17 protein-coding genes are annotated in these 15,793 nt (G+C 68.5%); 13 read left to right on the forward strand and 4 right to left on the reverse strand.

Features of this window, described 5'->3' with window-relative positions; translation table 11 throughout:
* The first annotated feature begins 3 nt into the window (after positions 1-3).
* The 4 genes from rpsF to rplI all read left to right on the forward strand — a co-directional run bounded on the left by rpsF (position 4) and on the right by rplI (position 1,749).
* Positions 4-294, forward strand: coding sequence for a 30S ribosomal protein S6 (gene rpsF, locus OG817_RS38240; protein ID WP_130386399.1), 291 nt, complete (start codon positions 4-6; stop codon positions 292-294).
* A gap of 92 nt (positions 295-386) precedes the next feature.
* Positions 387-974 (forward strand): single-stranded DNA-binding protein, encoded by a 588-nt coding sequence (locus OG817_RS38245; RefSeq protein WP_360451621.1) that lies wholly within the window; start codon positions 387-389, stop codon positions 972-974.
* A gap of 80 nt (positions 975-1,054) precedes the next feature.
* Positions 1,055-1,288, forward strand: a complete 234-nt coding sequence (gene rpsR / locus OG817_RS38250; RefSeq protein ID WP_012924539.1) for a 30S ribosomal protein S18 — start codon at positions 1,055-1,057, stop codon at positions 1,286-1,288.
* 14 nt (positions 1,289-1,302) lie between these two features.
* Positions 1,303-1,749 carry a 50S ribosomal protein L9 gene (gene rplI / locus OG817_RS38255; RefSeq protein ID WP_131363436.1) on the forward strand — a complete coding sequence of 149 codons (447 nt, stop codon included), beginning with the start codon at positions 1,303-1,305 and terminating at the stop codon, positions 1,747-1,749.
* Between the two features lie 60 nt (positions 1,750-1,809).
* On the opposite strand, the gene OG817_RS38260 is transcribed toward rplI, so the two are convergent.
* Together OG817_RS38260 and OG817_RS38265 are read right to left on the reverse strand one after the other, a co-directional pair.
* On the reverse strand, positions 1,810-2,025 hold the full coding sequence (locus tag OG817_RS38260) for a hypothetical protein (protein WP_406049821.1): 216 nt from the start codon (positions 2,023-2,025) through the stop codon (positions 1,810-1,812).
* Positions 2,026-2,051: 26 nt separating this feature from the next.
* A complete protein-coding gene (locus OG817_RS38265; protein WP_406049823.1) occupies positions 2,052-3,476 on the reverse strand; it encodes a hypothetical protein in 1,425 nt (474 codons plus the stop codon).
* Positions 3,477-3,725: 249 nt separating this feature from the next.
* Between OG817_RS38265 and OG817_RS38270 the strand changes: the two genes are divergently transcribed.
* Genes OG817_RS38270 through OG817_RS38300 form a run of 7 tightly spaced genes read left to right on the forward strand, consistent with a single transcriptional unit; the run spans position 3,726 to position 10,205 of the window.
* Complete coding sequence (locus OG817_RS38270; RefSeq protein WP_360451627.1) at positions 3,726-4,340, forward strand: DUF6668 family protein; 615 nt, start codon at positions 3,726-3,728, stop codon at positions 4,338-4,340.
* Positions 4,341-4,354: 14 nt separating this feature from the next.
* Positions 4,355-4,633: a conjugal transfer protein TrbC gene (locus tag OG817_RS38275; protein WP_406049824.1), complete on the forward strand. Its 279-nt coding sequence runs from the start codon at positions 4,355-4,357 to the stop codon at positions 4,631-4,633.
* Between the two features lie 3 nt (positions 4,634-4,636).
* A complete protein-coding gene (locus OG817_RS38280; protein ID WP_406049825.1) occupies positions 4,637-6,142 on the forward strand; it encodes an SCO6880 family protein in 1,506 nt (501 codons plus the stop codon).
* A complete protein-coding gene (locus tag OG817_RS38285) occupies positions 6,139-7,680 on the forward strand; it encodes an ATP/GTP-binding protein (RefSeq protein ID WP_406049827.1) in 1,542 nt (513 codons plus the stop codon). Before OG817_RS38280 ends, OG817_RS38285 begins: the two co-directional genes overlap by 4 nt.
* Complete coding sequence (locus OG817_RS38290; RefSeq protein WP_406049828.1) at positions 7,681-9,477, forward strand: type IV secretory system conjugative DNA transfer family protein; 1,797 nt, start codon at positions 7,681-7,683, stop codon at positions 9,475-9,477.
* Positions 9,467-9,841, forward strand: a complete 375-nt coding sequence (locus OG817_RS38295; RefSeq protein WP_396394595.1) for a DUF4913 domain-containing protein — start codon at positions 9,467-9,469, stop codon at positions 9,839-9,841. The genes OG817_RS38290 and OG817_RS38295 overlap by 11 nt, the downstream gene beginning before the upstream one ends.
* A 1-nt stretch (position 9,842) precedes the next feature.
* On the forward strand, positions 9,843-10,205 hold the full coding sequence (locus tag OG817_RS38300) for a YrdB family protein (protein WP_406049830.1): 363 nt from the start codon (positions 9,843-9,845) through the stop codon (positions 10,203-10,205).
* Here the strand turns inward: OG817_RS38300 and OG817_RS38305 are convergent.
* A complete protein-coding gene (locus OG817_RS38305; RefSeq protein WP_406049832.1) occupies positions 10,195-11,535 on the reverse strand; it encodes an MATE family efflux transporter in 1,341 nt (446 codons plus the stop codon). The genes OG817_RS38300 and OG817_RS38305 overlap by 11 nt on opposite strands.
* 475 nt (positions 11,536-12,010) lie before the next feature.
* Between OG817_RS38305 and dnaB the strand changes: the two genes are divergently transcribed.
* Together dnaB and OG817_RS38315 are read left to right on the forward strand one after the other, a co-directional pair.
* Positions 12,011-13,804 (forward strand): replicative DNA helicase, encoded by a 1,794-nt coding sequence (dnaB, locus tag OG817_RS38310; protein WP_360451683.1) that lies wholly within the window; start codon positions 12,011-12,013, stop codon positions 13,802-13,804.
* Positions 13,805-14,095: 291 nt separating this feature from the next.
* Positions 14,096-14,839 carry an SDR family NAD(P)-dependent oxidoreductase gene (locus tag OG817_RS38315; protein WP_406049834.1) on the forward strand — a complete coding sequence of 248 codons (744 nt, stop codon included), beginning with the start codon at positions 14,096-14,098 and terminating at the stop codon, positions 14,837-14,839.
* A gap of 279 nt (positions 14,840-15,118) precedes the next feature.
* Here OG817_RS38315 and OG817_RS38320 read toward each other — a convergent pair whose 3' ends face one another.
* Positions 15,119-15,751, reverse strand: a complete 633-nt coding sequence (locus tag OG817_RS38320) for a MerR family transcriptional regulator (RefSeq protein ID WP_360451645.1) — start codon at positions 15,749-15,751, stop codon at positions 15,119-15,121.
* Between the last annotated feature and the right edge of the window lie 42 nt (positions 15,752-15,793).

Genomic DNA, 15,793 nt, shown 5'->3' on the forward strand with positions numbered 1-15,793 from the left:
CGCATGCGTCGTTACGAAGTCATGGTGATCCTCGACCCTGAGCTCGATGAGCGCACCGTGGAGCCGTCCATCGACCAGTACCTGAACATCGTCCGCAAGGAAGGTGGCACGGTCGAGAAGCTCGACATCTGGGGTCGCCGCAAGCTTGCCTATGACGTGAAGAAGAAGTCCGAAGGCATCTATGCCGTCGTCGACCTGACCGCCGAGCCGGCGGTGGTGAAGGAGCTCGACCGTCAGCTCACGCTGAACGAGTCGATCCTCCGCACCAAGGTCATCCGGCCGGACCAGCACTGACCCTGGGGTCGTCAGCAGCCATCGGTACTGTCGGCACCAGCCGGTACTGATAGCTGTAGACACAGACACACCCGATAGCAGGAGGAACGGCAATGGCAGGCGAAACCGTCGTCACACTGGTCGGCAACCTTGTCGACGATCCTGAGCTCCGGTTCACCCCGTCCGGTGCCGCCGTCGCGAACTTCCGGATCGCGTCGACGCCGCGGACGTACGACCGGCAGACAGGTGAATGGAAGGACGGCGAGTCGCTGTTCCTGAGTTGTTCCGTCTGGCGCCAGGCCGCGGAGAACGTGGCCGAGTCGCTGCAGCGCGGCATGCGCGTGATCGTGCAGGGCCGGCTGAAGTCGCGTTCGTACGACGACCGTGAGGGCAACAAGCGCACGGTCTTCGAGATCGACGTGGACGAGGTCGGACCGAGCCTGCGCAGCGCCACCGCGAAGGTGACCCGGGCGATGCGCTCCGGTCCCGGCGGAGACGGCGGCGGCTTCGGTGGTGGCGGTGGTGGCAACCAGGGTGGCGGCAACTTCGGTGGCGGCGGCCAAGGTGGCGGCGCCCCGCAGAACGACCCCTGGGCGACCCCGCAGGGTGGCGGCAGCGGTGGTGGCGGCGGTCAGGCTGCCCCGCAGAACGACCCCTGGGCCAGCCAGGGCGGCGGCTCGATGGAGGAGCCTCCGTTCTGATCCGGCGCTCCGGGTCGTAACCATGTAAGACAGACCATTCCGGCACGTGTGCCGGGCTCTGGAAGGAAGAGAGCACCACAATGGCCAAGATCATTCGGAAGCCGAAGAAGAAGGTCTGCGGCTTCTGCAAGGACAAGGCGACGTACGTCGATTACAAGGACACCGCGCTGCTGCGCAAGTTCATCTCGGACCGCGGCAAGATCCGCGCCCGCCGGGTGACCGGGAACTGCGTGCAGCACCAGCGCGATGTGGCCACCGCTATCAAGAACGCTCGTGAGGTGGCGCTGCTGCCGTACACGAGCACGGCTCGCTGAGGGAGGCCCGAACCATGAAGCTCATCCTGGCGCAGGAGGTCGAGGGCCTCGGAGCCCCCGGCGACATCGTCGAGGTGAAGGACGGCTACGGCCGCAACTACCTGGTTCCGCGCGGCCTGGCCATCGGCTGGACCCGCGGCGCCGAGAAGCAGATCCAGTCGATCAAGCGGGCGCGTGACGCCCGGGCGATCCAGGGCAAGGAGCACGCGAGCGAGGTCAAGAACCAGCTCGAGCAGCTCAACGTCACGCTGGACGTCAAGGCCGGCGAGACCGGCCGTCTGTTCGGTTCGGTCACCCCGGCCGACATCGCCGGCGCGATCAAGTCCGCCGGCGGCCCGCTCGTCGAGAAGCGCGCGATCGCGATCGCGTCGCCGATCAAGAGCACCGGCAAGCACCAGGTCTCGGTGCAGCTCCACCCCGAGGTGGCCGCCACGGTCCGCCTCGAGGTCGCGGCCGTCTGACCTCAGCAACACCCAAGGCCCGCATCTCCCTCAGGGGATGCGGGCCTTGTCGTGTTCTGCTCAGCCGGGGGTCGGCGTCGGCCAGGGGAGTGGCTTGGGGTCGTTGCCCTCGCCGCCGTTCTCCGGCTTGGCGACCTTCGGCCACTTGACCGGTCCCGGATCCGATTGGTTGCCTCCGGCATCAGGTAGAGCGACCCGAGGCCATTGCACCGGACCGGGATCGTCGTCGGCCATCACCCGCCCGGCCGGCACCAGCAACCCTGCTGTCACCAGCACTGCCGCAAGCATGCGGCCCGACCGATTCACTTCTTGTCCAACGCGTACAACGTCGAGTCGTGCACCACCAGCGCTCGCCCATCCGCAACACCCCACGGCCGCGCGGTATCGGCGGGAAGAGTCTGGCCTTTGCCGCCGGGGGTCGTGGCGACGAGATCACTGCCGACCATCCCGTAGATCGTCGTACCCGTGACCGAAACCGGCTGGAAGTCGGTGTACCGCGCCGTCGACTTGTGCGCGAAGTCGATCACGCAGTTACCCCAGGCAGCGACCTTGCCGGTCTGGTCCGGCACCCACTGCCAGCTTTCGACGTCAGCCTCCTTCGCCACCGGGCAGGTGGCGAGGACCGCGCCGTTCACCGTCGAGTGCACTACCGGGATCACGATGTCCTTGGTGGCCGACCTCCACAGCACCAGCGCGCGGCCGGGGCTGGCGGCGACCACATGCTCGATGCCCTTCGACCCGGACGGCGCCTTCGGGTTGACGGTCTGCAGACCCTTGTCCAGCTGACTCCAGAACAGCGGACCGGTGTACCGCGCCATCAAGGCCTTGTCGCTCTCGGCCAGCAGAACTGTGGACAGGCGCGGCTGGTTCGGCACCGCCTTCAGCTTGCCGCCCGCCACCATGCTCGCACCGGCGTCGCCCTCCACCTTGATCAGCGGCGACGTCCCGAAGAACTGCACCTGCGCTTGGTCGGGCAGCTCCACCGAGGTGGCGCCGGCACCGCCACCAGCCCAGTAGTACAAGGCATCCGGCGCCGCCACCGCGAGCACGGGCTTGGAGTCGATCGTGGTGTAGACCGGGCTCTGCGCGTCCTTCGGCACCTTGTCCTGCCAGAGGACCTTGCCGTTGCCGTCGAAGACCGCGACCTTCTCGTTCGGCGTGAGGATGGCGACCTGCTTGCCGTCCGGTGACACCGCAGGCGCCGACTTCGCGGCGATGTCGACCGTCCAACTCGCCTTGGTCGACCAGCCCGGTGGCACCGGCCGGGCCGAGAACTGGTCCGGTACGACCTTCGGCTCGGGCAGCGTCGGGACCTTCGGTGCTTCCGACGGTTTGGCCGCGTCGCTGTCGCCATCCCGGAACACCGTGAAGTAGAGCGTCGTACCTGCGATCAGTACGACGGCCAGCGCGATGCCGGCGATGACCGGCCAGCCCGGCCTTCGGGCGCCGCCGCTGCCGGTGCTGCTTCGGCTCTCCGAGTCCACTGCGTCGACCCGGCCGTCGGGGTGGACGATCAGCGGCCAGGAGGAACCGTCGGACTCCACCGCGGTTGCCCGCACCGGCCGGCCGAGCTGTGCGGCCCGATCGCTCACGACGGAGATCGCGGCCTGCCGTGGATCTCGGTGGTTGCTGACCGGATGGGTCCGCCCGGCGATGGTGACCTCGGCGTTGCGGTCGTCGTGCAACCGGATCGTCACCTTGGGCCAGGACGGGATCTTCTCAGCCACGGCGACCTCTCATTCCCGCCACAGATCTCCCTCGTTCATCCGACTACGCCGCCCCCGTTCTAGCATGTGCAGCGTCCACCGCAGGCCAGAAATCCGGGCCCACGGGACTCTGCGAGCCCGGCCCGGCTCGACTGCTCCGGCCAGGGAGCGGCGGGTCGCAAGGCCTGTGGATAACTCACGCAACGTACATCCGGGAATTGAGAGAATACGGTGAGCGACAGCTTGTCACACACCACGAAAGGAGGGGCCATGACGCAGAATCCGTGGGATCGGCAGTCAACGACTTCAGGTCCGCACCAGCCACCGCCGGGTCCCTCGCCGCAGCCCGCGGGCGGGCCGTCCGCACCTCAGCACGGTGTTTCCGCGCCGGCCGAGGACCAGCGGCTGCCCAAGTTCGCGATTCCGGCCGCGGACACACTCTGGTGGGTCGGTGTGCACGGTGGCGCTGGCGAGACCACGATGTCGCTCCTCCTTCCGGGGAGCCGGGCGGCGAACCATCGCTGGCCGATCCCGCCACCACCGGTGCCGACACCGGTCGTCCTCGTCGCCCGGACGCATGGTTCCGGTCTGCGGGCCGCCCAGCGGGCCGCGGTCGAGTGGGCGTCCGGTGTGGTCCAGGGCGTCGCCGTGCTGGGCCTGGTGCTGATCGCGGACGCGCCCGGGCGACTGCCCCGGGTGCTCGACGACTTCGCCGACATCGTCGGCGGCGGCGTGCCGCGGGTCTGGGACATCCCCTGGATCGAGGAGTGGCGCCGAGGGGAGGCTCCGACGCCGGAGAACACCCCGGACGAGGTCTTCGAAGTCCTCGAATCCATCTACGCACTGCGCGCCGCGAACCCTGCGGACTATCCCGCCCCGTACTGAAAGGTCCCTCCGCGATGATGCTGGCCCATCTGATCTCGGACACGCATGCCCTGATACCGCTCGGCGGTGGCGGCACCCGGCCACCCGGCGGCGAGAAACTCGAGCTGGTGATCGACTGGGTGCGCTGGATCGCCTTCGCCGTCTGCGTTCTCGGCATCCTGATCGCCGGCGCCATGATGGCCGTCGGCCAGCGTCGCGGTGAAGGTGGCGAGCATGCCGCCCGGCTCGGCTGGGTGCTCACCGCCTGCATCGTGATCGCATCCTCGACGCTGCTCGTCGGCGCCCTGCAGTGATCCATGGCCGCTGACACCGTCCGCGGCGTCCCGCGGACGTACGGGAACTGGCGGCAGCCCGCCTCCGCGGGGATCGCCGGACTGGGGTCGCTCGGCACCGCTCTGCTGATGGGCGGGCTGGTCATGACGATCATGGCCACGATGGCCGGCGGTCTGATCGGCGCGATCGTCACGCTGCTGATCGTCGGCGTCTGCCTGCTCATGCTGACCACCAAGGACAAGCACGGGCTGTCCGCCCTGCAACGTCTCTCCACCCGGATCGGATGGGAACGAGCGAAGATGGCGAAGCACAACATCTACCGGTCCGGCCCACTCGGCCGCCCCGCGTGGGGCACCTTCCAGCTCCCGGGTCTGGCCGCCGCGTCCCAGCTGAGCGAGTTCGAGGACTCGTACGGGCGCCCGTTCGCGCTGCTGTACTACCCGAGCACCCGGCACTTCACCGTCGTCATCAACGCCGAGCCGGACGGTGCCTCGCTGGTGGACCAGGAGCAGGTGGACGTGTGGGTCGCGCACTGGGGTCAGTGGCTCGCCGCGCTGGGCCACGAGCCTGGCATCGTGGCTGCGTCGGTGACGGTGGAGAGCGCGCCCGACACCGGCATCCGGCTCCGTCGCGAGGTCGGCAGCAACATGCTGGACGGTACGCCGGCCATCGCCCAGGCAATGCTGACGGAGGTCGTGCAGACGTACCCGGAGGGCTCAGCGCTGATCTCTGCCCGAGTCGCTCTGACGTTCAAGGGCACCGACCGGAGCGGCAAGCGCCGCAAAGAGGAAGACATGGGCCGTGAGCTCGCGTCCCGGCTGCCTGCTCTCACCCAGAGCCTCAACGCCACCGGTGCTGGCGCGGCCCGTCCAGTCACCGCTCAAGAGTTGTGCGAGACCGTGCGCATCGCCTACGACCCGGCGTCCGCCGTACTGATCGATGAGGCGCGTACCGACGGGGACATGCCGGAGTTGCAGTGGACCGATGTCGGTCCGGCCGGTGCGCAAGGGTTCTGGGACAAGTACCGGCACGACTCCGCGTGGTCGGTGACATGGCAGATGACGCAGGCGCCGCGTGGTGAGGTGTTCTCCTCGGTGCTGTCCCAATTGGTCGCGCCGCACGGGGACATCGATCGGAAGCGCGTCACGTTGCTCTACCGTCCGCTGGACGCGGCTACCGCGGCCCGAGTGGTCGAGGCCGACAAGCGCAACGCGTCGTTCCGCGCCAGCACGTCGAGCCGTCCGTCGGCCCGGACCATGACCGAGGCCAGGGCCGCGGAGCGGACCGCGCAGGAGGAAGCGCACGGCGCGGGCCTGGTCAACTTCGGCATGGTCGTGACCGGCACCGTGATGACCGCGGAGCAGGTCCCGGACATGATCGCTGCCATCGACAATCTGGGCGCCACCGCCCGCGTCCTGCTGCGGCCGGCGTACGGCTCGCAGGACTCCGCGTTCGTGGCCGGCTTGCCGCTCGGCGTCGTACTGCAGAGTCACCTGTCCGTTCCCGCCGGCATCCGGGAGGCACTGTGAAGCCGGCCCACCCGGCCCACCCGGCCCACCCGGTCCGCACCGGCAAGCGGCCGATGCCGCGCGGCTGGCCCGGTGCGGGCCGCGGCTACTCGACGTACCTCCAGGCACCGGCCGAGTGGCGCGGCACCACAGTCCAGGTCTGCGGCCTCTGGCCTTTCGCCGCAGGCACCGGCAGTCCCATGGTCGGCGTACCCATCGGCCGCAACATCCTCTCCGGAGCCACCCTCTGCTGCGATCCGATCAACTGGTTCACCCGGGCCAACCTCATCTCCAACCCTTCGATGTTCGTGCTCGGCAGGCCCGGCCTGGGGAAGTCCACGGTGGTCCGGCGGATGGCGTTGGGGCTGGCGGGGTACGGCGTGCAGCCGTTGGTGTTGGGGGATCTGAAGCCCGACTACCGGGACTTGATCGAGGCGTTGGGTGGGCAGGTCATCCGGCTGGGGCGGGGGCGCGGGCATCTCAATGTGCTGGATCCGGGGGAGTCGCGGACGGCGGCGCAGCGGCTGACCGGGAAGGCACGCGAGGCGATTCAGGCCGATGCGCACGGGCGCCGCCACACGATGGTCTCCGCCTTGATCTCGATCATGCGCTCGGCGCCGCCGACGGACCGCGAGGAGACGATCCTCGACGAGGCGCTCAAGGTCCTCGACGAGAGATCCAGCGGTACGCCGGTACTGCGCGATCTGCTCCAGGTCGTTCAGGACGCGCCGGACCGGGTGCGCAACGTCGCTCTCGATCGCGGCAGTCTGGATCGCTATCGGCAGATCACCGAGGGCCTCGAGGCATCGCTGATCGGTCTGGTCGGCGGTGGCCGGCTGGGTGAGATCTTCTCCGCGCAGACCGACAACCCGATGCGGCTGGATCGGCCGGTCGTGTTCGACGTGTCCTCGATCGACGACTCCGAGACGAACCTGCAGGCCGCCGTACTGCTGGCCTGCTGGTCCTACGGGTTCGGCGCGGTCGCGGTGTCGCAGGCGTTGGCGGACGCCGGTCTGGAGCCGAGGCGGCACTACTTCGTCATCCTCGACGAGCTGTGGCGGGTGCTGCGCGCCGGCCGCGGTCTGGTCGACCGCGTCGACGCGCTGACCCGGCTGAACCGTCAGCGCGGAGTCGGGACGGCGATGATCTCGCACACCATGTCCGACCTGCTCGCGCTCGAGAACTCCGAGGACCGGATGAAGGCGAAGGGGTTCGTCGAGCGGTCCGGCATGGTCGTATGCGGCGGTCTGCCGCGCGCCGAGATGGAGAACCTGACCGAGGTCGTGCCGATGTCCGAGGAGGAGCAGAACATGCTCATCGGCTGGCAGGACCCACCCGCCTGGGACCCGGCGACCGGCGTCGAGGTTGCGCCGCCCGGCCGCGGCAACTTCCTGGTCAAGGTTGGTGGCCGTCCGGGCATCCCGGTGCACGTCAGCCTCACCTCGGTCGAGCGCGAGATCAACGACACCAACAAGCTCTGGAGGACCGACCCGGTGCTGGAGTTGCCGCCGCCTGACCCGGCCACCCGCGTGGTCGCCCGAGCGGGAGTCGACAAGTAGATGGCCGACGGGAGGCGCAGTACCGGACCGGGCGTGCTGTCCGCCGAGACGATCCTCGTCTTCATCGGCGTCGGCGTCTTCACGATCGGCGTCGCGGGGATCTGGGGAGCGCTCAAGACTGCCGCTGCGATCGACGGAACCCCCGCGGTGCCAGACCCGATCACAGCACTCGTCGATCTGATCGACGGCCAACTGTGGTGGTCCACCGCGGCAACCGGCGCACTGATTCTCGAGTTCGTCCTGTTGCTGATGATCGCGTTCGCCGTCCTCGGCTGGAGACGTCGGAGCGGGGTCGGCCGGGTGGACAGGCAGGCGTACCTGATGGCGAAGCGTTCGGACATCTCGAAGCTCACCCGCTCGGGTGCGCAGGGAATCGCGGACCGGCTCGGCGCCGGCCATGCCGGTCCCGGCATCCCGATCGGCCGGACTGTCCGAGACGACCTCGAGGTCTTCGGATCCTGGGAGGACCTGCACATCGACATCTGGGGACCACGGACCGGAAAGACGGCATCCCGTGCCGTGCCGGCGATTCTGGATGCGCCCGGCGCCGTGGTTGCCACCTCGAACAAGCGCGACCTCGTCGACACCACCCGCGGTCCGCGACAGGAGCGGGGACCGGTGTGGGTGTTCGACCCACAGCAGGTCTGCGAGGAGCCGCCGACCTGGTGGTGGAATCCGCTCACCTACATCACCGACGAGGTGAAGGCGCGCGACCTGGCCGGGCACTTCGTCGCATCGCAGCGCCGGGAGAACGCCCAGACCGACGCATTCTTCGATGCCGCCGGCACCGATCTGCTGGCCGGCCTGCTGCTCGCTGCGGCGGTCGCGCGGCGCCCGATCACGCAGGTCTACAGCTGGCTCGCGGACCAGCGCAACGACGAGCCCGAGCGGATCCTGCGCAGTACTCCCGGCCTCCAGTTGTCCGCCGACGCGCTGGCCGGTGTGATCAGCGCGCCCGACAAGCAGCGCGCCGGTGTCTACGGCACGGCCCAGCAAAGCGCCCAGTTCCTGGTCAACCACAAGGTCACCCGCTGGGTGGTCCCCCAGGGGCAGAACGACCCTCGCCCGCAGTTCGACCCGCACGAGTTCGTCCGCCGGGGCGGCACGCTCTACAGCTTGTCCAAGGAAGGCGCGGGTACGGCGGGACCGCTGGTCACCGCGTTGACGGTGGCCGTCGTGGAGGCGGCCGAGCAGTTTGCGAAGAGCTGTCCGATGGGTCGCCTGCCGACGCCACTCGTTGGCGTACTGGACGAGGCGGCGAACGTGTGCCGGTGGAAGAACCTGCCCGATCTCTACAGCCACTTCGGATCCCGCGGCATCGTGCTGATGACGATCCTGCAGTCGTGGGCGCAAGGAACGGAGTGCTGGGGTGAGCGCGGCATGGACAAGCTGTGGTCCGCCGCCAACATCCGCGTGTACGGCGGTGGCGCCTCGGACGCGACGTTCCTCGAGAAGCTCAGCAAACTGATCGGCGACTACGACATCACCACGAGCTCGGTGTCGTACAGCAAGGGCGAGCGCGGCACCAGCCGGCAGATCCAGCGGCACCACATTCTCGAGGTGTCCGACCTCGCCGCGTTGCCATCCGGGCGCGCGGTCGTGTTCCCGTCGGGGATTCCGGCGACGATGGTGAAGACGGTGCCATGGTTCGCCCGGCCGGATGCCCACGCGGTGGAGGCCTCGCTGGCGAAGTACGATCCGGGAGCGACCGACGCCCGTACGCGGGAGGCCCGGTCCGCTGTGCCGGTCGGCGTCCCGGTGTGGGAGCAGAGCGAGGAGCAACGCGGTGGATGGTGAACAGGAACTCTTCTACCCGCACGTCGCGGCGTTCGTCGAGGACCGGCTGATCTACCTCTACACCCGCCGGCTCGGGCAGCAGTTCGTCTGGTGCCCGGAGTGGTTCCGGCATGCCGAGGCACTCAGCCGGCTGGACTCGCTCTGGCGCGCCTGGGAGCACCTACGGCTGGATCCGGCGATCGGGATGTCAGCCTGGTGGCGCGACCACGCGGACCCGCAGATGTCGGTCCTTCTCGACCCCGACGGTCCGTTCGCGGCCTGCCGCGGTGCCCATACGGAGTACCCGATCCCGCCGCTGCCGGTCGAGGAGCCGCCCGCCGGACTCTTCTTCGACCAGCGACAACCGAACCTCCGGGGGATCTGACATGTGGAAGTGGACGAACCTGCTGCTAGCGTTTCTCGTGGAGTTGGTTGCCTTAGGCATCTTCGCCTGGTGGGGATCGCAAGCGACCGGCAACACCGCGCTGCGGATCCTGCTCGCCGTCGGGCTGCCCGTCGTCGCGGCCGTCATCTGGGGTCTGTACGCCGCTCCCACCGCGAAGCGGGGCACCCCGGTGGTGCGGACGGTGGTGAAGGTCCTGGTGTTCGGCCTCGCCGGAGCCGCACTGTGGAGCCTGGGTCATCCGGTGCTCGCGGTTGTCTTCGTGGTGGTGGTCGCGGCGAACCTGCTGATCATCCACGTGCAGAAGCTCAGCCCGGACACGCCGCAGCGCAACGTCAGCGAGTAGCGCCTGTCACCAGCCAGGCGTCGCTGCGTTCGCGCGTCATCAGAGTGAGCAGCCGCAGCAGCATGAACCCGCCGAACGCCCACCACAACGCGACGATGCCGCCGTCCAACCACAGCACACTCAACGCGAGCGGCACGTACAGCACGAGCGCGATCACTCCGGCCACCGCCAGGTACGGACCGTCTCCGGCGCCGATCAGTACACCGTCGAGCACGAACACGACGCCGTTCACGGGTTGCCACAACGCCGCGACGACCAGTACGGCGGCGAGCGTCTGTCGTACCTCGGGATCCGTGGTGAACCACGAGACGTAGATGTCGCGCAGACCCCAGAGCGCGAGCCCGCCGACGAATCCGGACACCAGGCCCCACCACATCATCCGCCGGGTGATCGCGCGGGTGCCGGCCACGTCGCCCGCACCGAGTGCCCGCCCGGTCAACGCCTGCGCCGCGATGGCGATCGCGTCGAGTGCGAGCGCGAGGAACGACCAGAGAGTGAACGCGACCTGGTGCGCCGCGACCGACGTCGTACCCAGAGCGGTGGCGACGAAGGTGAGCAGGATGAGTGCCGCCCGCAACGTCAGAGTTCGGACGATCAGTGGGATGCCCATTTGTGCGGACGCGAGGATGCCTGGTCCATCCGGTCGCAGCTTGGCGCCGTCGCGTCGGGCGCCGCGGACGACCACGACGACCAGCGCCACTCCAGCCGCCGTCTGTGCGAGCGCCGTACCCAGTGCCGAGCCGGCGATGTCCAGGTCGAGGCCGTAGACGAGCAGGACGTTCAGACCGATGTTGACGAGGTTGGCGGAGATGGCGACGACCATCGGCGTCTTGGTGTCCTGCAATCCACGGAGTACGCCGGTGGCCGCCATCAGCAGCAACATGGACGGGATGCCGAAGCAGGAGATGCGGAGATAGATCACGGCATGATCCGCGACATCCGGCGATGGGTCGAAGGCGGCGATCGCGACGGGCGAGAGCAGCAGCCCGGCGATCGCCAGTACGACGCCCAGCAGCAGCGCGAGCCAGAGTCCGTCGATGCCCTGGGCCAGTGCGCCGCGGTGATCACCCGCGCCGATCCGCCGGGCCACCGCGGACGTCGTGCCATAGGCCAGGAACACGCAGATCCCGACCAGTGTCTGGAGGATCGTGCCGGCGATGCCCAGTGCGGCGAGTTGCGGCGTACCGAGGTGGCCGACGATCGCGGAGTCGGCGAGCAGCATCAGCGGCTCAGATACCAGCGCGAAGAACGCCGGCACGGCGAGCCGCAGGATCTCGCGGTCCTGGGCACCGATCAGTCGTCGCAGTCCTGCCCGGCTCGGCTCAGTCACCGCGCCGCCGTCGCCAGCGCGCGGTATGTCATGAGCATGCGGCCCATTGTGCCTGACCTGCGCTGTGCACAGACGCCCGGATCCCACAGCCCGGAAGAAGGTCGCGGACTTTTTCTTCTCCACAGTTGTGAATGGGTGAAACCGCAGGTCAGACGGATGTTTTGGATCCCTTTCCACAGATATCCACAGGGTTGTTCCCAACCTGTGCACACCCGATCACGGAGTTTCCCACAGCTCGTCCACACCCCCTGTGGATGACCGGCTAGCACCCGGTGACCAGTCCGGCGTACGGTCGCGTGTCTGGTGCCGTCCGCAAACTGTCGGTGGCTGTGTTTACGGTTCGATCAGGTGTTCGAACCCCGGCCTCCGATGGCCGGGGTGGCGCGTCGGTGGGCGGACGAGGAGGTCGGGCGAAGTGAGCGTGGCGGAGTTCCGCGGGGGGCAGGGCGGCGGCCAGGAAGAGCGCAACCCGGAGATGGGCTTCGACCGTACGCCGCCGCAGGATCTGGCCGCGGAGCAGTGCGTGCTCGGGGCCATGATGCTGAGCAAGGACGCGATCGCCGATGTGATCGAGACCCTGCGCAGCACCGACTTCTACCGGCCGGCGCACGAGATCGTCTTCGACGCGGTCACGGACCTGTATGCCCGCGGTGAGCCGGCCGACGCGATCACGGTCGCGGCCGAGTTGAACCGTCGCGGCGAGATGGCCCGGATCGGCGGCGCGCCGTACGTGCACACGCTGGTCGCCTCCGTCCCGCTCGCCGCGAACGCCGGGTACTACGCGCACATCGTCCGGGAGAAGGCGATCCTGCGTCGCCTGGTCGAGGCCGGCACCAAGATCGTCCAGCTCGGGTACGCCGGTGAGGGTGAGGTCGACGACGTCGTCGACGAGGCCCAGGCGGAGATCTACTCGGTCACCGAGAAGCGGACCGCCGAGGACTACGCGCCGCTGAAGGACATCATGGAAGGCGCCCTCGACGAGATCGAGGCGATCGACTCCCGTGGCGACGCGATGGTCGGCGTACCGACCGGGTTCACCGACCTGGACGAGCTGACCAACGGTCTGCACCCCGGCCAGATGATCATCGTCGCCGCCCGTCCCGCAATGGGGAAGGCGCTCGCGCTCGACACCCCGCTGCCGACGCCGACCGGCTGGACCACGATGGCCGAGATCGCCGTCGGCGACCAGTTGCTCGACGCCGACGGCCGGCCGACCACGGTGGTGGCGGCGACCGAGGTGATGGTCGACCGGCCCTGTTTCCGGCTGTCGTTCTCGGACGGCAGCACGATCGTCGCCGACGCCGAGCACCAGTGGCGGGTCGAGGACGGCGGCCGCCCGGTGGTCTGCACGACCGCCGACCTGTTCACGGCGATGTCAGCGAGTCCCGGACTGACACCGTCGATCACCGGGTCGGCGCCGCGGCAGATCACCGGGCACGGCTTCCCGGCCGCGCTGGCCGGTGAGGGCGAGCGGCGGGTGGAATGGATCCACCAGGTCGACAGTGTGCCGGTGCGCTGCGTCGAGGTCGACAACCCCGATCACTTGTACCTCGCCGGCAAGACGATGATCCCGACCCACAACTCCACCTTGGGGCTCGACCTGGCCCGGTCGGCGTCGATCAAGCACGGCCTGACCTCGTGCATCTTCTCGCTGGAGATGAGCCGCAACGAGATCACCATGCGTCTGCTGTCCGCCGAGGCCAAGGTGCCGCTGCACCACATGCGCAACGGCAAGATGACCGACGAGGACTGGGCCCGGCTGGCCCGCAAGATGGGCGAGGTCTCCGAGGCGCCGCTGTTCATCGACGACTCCCCGAACCTCACCATGATGGAGATCCGCGCCAAGGCCCGCCGCCTCAAGCAGCGCCACGACCTCCGTCTGATCGTGATCGACTACCTCCAGCTGATGACGTCCGGCAAGAAGGTCGAGTCCCGCCAACTCGAAGTCTCCGAGTTCTCCCGCTCCATCAAGCTCCTCGCCAAGGAACTGGAGCTCCCCGTAGTAGCCATCTGCCAGCTCAACCGAGGCTCCGAACAACGCTCCGACAAACGCCCCATGGCCTCCGACCTCCGCGAATCCGGGAGTTTGGAGCAAGATGCCGACGTTGTCATCCTGCTTCATCGGGAGGATGCGTATGAGCGGGAGTCGACCCGCCCCGGCGAAGCCGACTTCATCGTGGCCAAGCACCGTAACGGGCCGACTGCGGATGTTGTGGTTGCGTTCCAGGGGCACTACTCACGCTTCGTGGACATGGCCCACGACGGCTGACGCAGACGCAATCCGGGGCCGAGTCCGTGCCGGCGTTGGTGTGGAGCCTCCGCCGTCTGGCATGTTGCCACCACTGCGCGAGCACAGTCCTCTTCGGGACGTCGAGATCCGCGAGCCGATCGAGCCTGATGGAGACATCCTCGGCGGGCAGACGTGGGATGTGTTCATCTCGCACGCCAGCGAAGACAAGCAAGCCGTGGCGGCCATCCTTGCGCGACAGCTACGCCTGCGAGCAGGTGTGAGGTCGTTCACACGATGTCACAGGGTGGCGGCGTACGGCGTCTCGTGGGCATGACTGGATCTGAACAGACCGCGGTGCTGGTCACCGGAGGGAACAAAGGGCTTGGGCTTGAGGCTGCGCGGCGATTGGGGAAGATGGGGTGGGCCGTCTTCCTCGGGTCGCGGGATGAGGAGCGCGGGCGGATCGCCGCGGAGACGCTGGCGGACGACGGGGTGAACGTGGTCCTGGTGCCGTTGGACGTGACGTCGGACGAGTCGGTGGCGGACGCCGTACGGCTGGTTCGGAAGCACACTGATCGGCTGGATGTGTTGATCAACAATGCGGGTGCGCCGGGGAAGGGTGTGCCGCCGGCGGATGCGGTGGTGGCGGACGTTCATCCTGTGTTCGACACGAACGTGTACGGGCCGATCCGGGTGACGCAGGCGTTCCTGCCGCTGCTGCAGGTGGCGGAGAATCCGCGCGTGGTGATGGTGTCCAGCGCCGGGGGGTCGTTCGCGGTGGTGACCGATCCGGCGCAGCCGATCTCGAAGATGCACGAGCTCGCCTACAGTTCGTCGAAGGCGGCGCTGAACATGATCACGGTTCGGTACGCGCAGGCGCTTCCGCAGATCAAGTTCAACGTCGCCACTCCTGGAGAGGTCGCGAACCACAAGTTCGCCGCCACCGACATGAACCATCACACCGGCGCGTTGACGGTCGCCGAGGGCACCGACTCCATCATCCGGCTCGCGACCCTCGCCGCCGATGGTCCGACTGCCACCTTCGTCGACCGGCTCGGCCCTGTCGCCTGGTGATCGCACGTCGCGGACGCGCGACCTTCGGTCTCGCGTGCGCGGTGAGCACCAGACCCGTGCGCACGAGGCCGAGGAGCGGCCCGAAGGGGAGCGCGAAGCCGATCCGGTAGAAGCGGTCGGCCCGGAGCAGGACCAACGACAGCCACCAGCGTGGCGTCGGCCGGTCCACAGCAGTACGCCGAGGACGAGCTCGGCCGCGCAGACCACGACGAGCCCGGCCAGCAGCTGAACCGGACGCCCGGCCGAGGCTGAGGCAGAGGGTTGAAGCTGAGGGCGAAGTCAGCGGTTCTTCCAGCGGTGGGCTGAGATGGATTCCTGGGCGAGGAGGCGCAGGGACGAGATGAGGGTCTCGCCGAGGATCGTGCCGATGACGACGGACTCGGCGAGTTGGTCCCGGGTGGGGTTGGTGGTGACGGCGTCGATCTCCAGTTCCGTGAAGCGCTCGACGGCGTCGGCGTAGGCGTCGAGGAAGCCGACGAGGTCGTCCTGGCCGAGGGTGCGCAGCGCTGCGACGGTTTCGATCAGAGTGGCGAGCGCGGGCGCCTCGGGTTCGACGGACCAGCCGCGGCGGGTGATCAGTTCGGTCACCTGAGTGGTGGCGGCCGCCCGGGCCTCCTCTGAAGCGGTCTGCTTGCGGGTCGGCGTGAGCGCGCGATGGGCCCGGCCGATCTGTTCGTGCAGAGGTACGTCGTCAGCGTCCAGCGACTCGAGGATCTCCTTCACCTGCGCCACCGGGACCTGGGCCAGCTCGACCAGTGCCCGGATCAATCGCAGCCGGCGGACATGGCGGTCGCCGTACGACGCCTGGTTCGGGCTGCTGAGCTCACCCTGCGGAAGCAGGCCCTCGCGCAGGTAGTACTTGATCGTCGGCACCGGGACCTCGGTGGCCCGGCTCAGTTCCCCGATGCGCATTCTCGCTTGCCTTCCTCTCGGCTGTGATGGATAGTATCAGTA

This window comes from Kribbella sp. NBC_00889, assembly GCF_045207705.1.
In the GTDB taxonomy this organism is placed as follows: domain Bacteria; phylum Actinomycetota; class Actinomycetes; order Propionibacteriales; family Kribbellaceae; genus Kribbella.

What these genes read in the sequence shown, in the direction of transcription:
- OG817_RS38320 (WP_360451645.1), bottom strand. Translation starts at nt 15,751, where the DNA reads ATGCGCATCGGGGAACTGAGCCGGGCCACCGAGGTCCCGGTGCCGACG.
- rpsR (WP_012924539.1), top strand. Translation starts at nt 1,055, where the DNA reads ATGGCCAAGATCATTCGGAAGCCGAAGAAGAAGGTCTGCGGCTTCTGC.
- OG817_RS38290 (WP_406049828.1), top strand. Translation starts at nt 7,681, where the DNA reads ATGGCCGACGGGAGGCGCAGTACCGGACCGGGCGTGCTGTCCGCCGAG.
- rplI (WP_131363436.1), top strand. Translation starts at nt 1,303, where the DNA reads ATGAAGCTCATCCTGGCGCAGGAGGTCGAGGGCCTCGGAGCCCCCGGC.
- OG817_RS38300 (WP_406049830.1), top strand. Translation starts at nt 9,843, where the DNA reads ATGTGGAAGTGGACGAACCTGCTGCTAGCGTTTCTCGTGGAGTTGGTT.
- OG817_RS38275 (WP_406049824.1), top strand. Translation starts at nt 4,355, where the DNA reads ATGATGCTGGCCCATCTGATCTCGGACACGCATGCCCTGATACCGCTC.
- OG817_RS38315 (WP_406049834.1), top strand. Translation starts at nt 14,096, where the DNA reads ATGACTGGATCTGAACAGACCGCGGTGCTGGTCACCGGAGGGAACAAA.
- OG817_RS38270 (WP_360451627.1), top strand. Translation starts at nt 3,726, where the DNA reads ATGACGCAGAATCCGTGGGATCGGCAGTCAACGACTTCAGGTCCGCAC.
- OG817_RS38280 (WP_406049825.1), top strand. Translation starts at nt 4,637, where the DNA reads ATGGCCGCTGACACCGTCCGCGGCGTCCCGCGGACGTACGGGAACTGG.
- dnaB (WP_360451683.1), top strand. Translation starts at nt 12,011, where the DNA reads ATGGGCTTCGACCGTACGCCGCCGCAGGATCTGGCCGCGGAGCAGTGC.
- rpsF (WP_130386399.1), top strand. Translation starts at nt 4, where the DNA reads ATGCGTCGTTACGAAGTCATGGTGATCCTCGACCCTGAGCTCGATGAG.
- OG817_RS38245 (WP_360451621.1), top strand. Translation starts at nt 387, where the DNA reads ATGGCAGGCGAAACCGTCGTCACACTGGTCGGCAACCTTGTCGACGAT.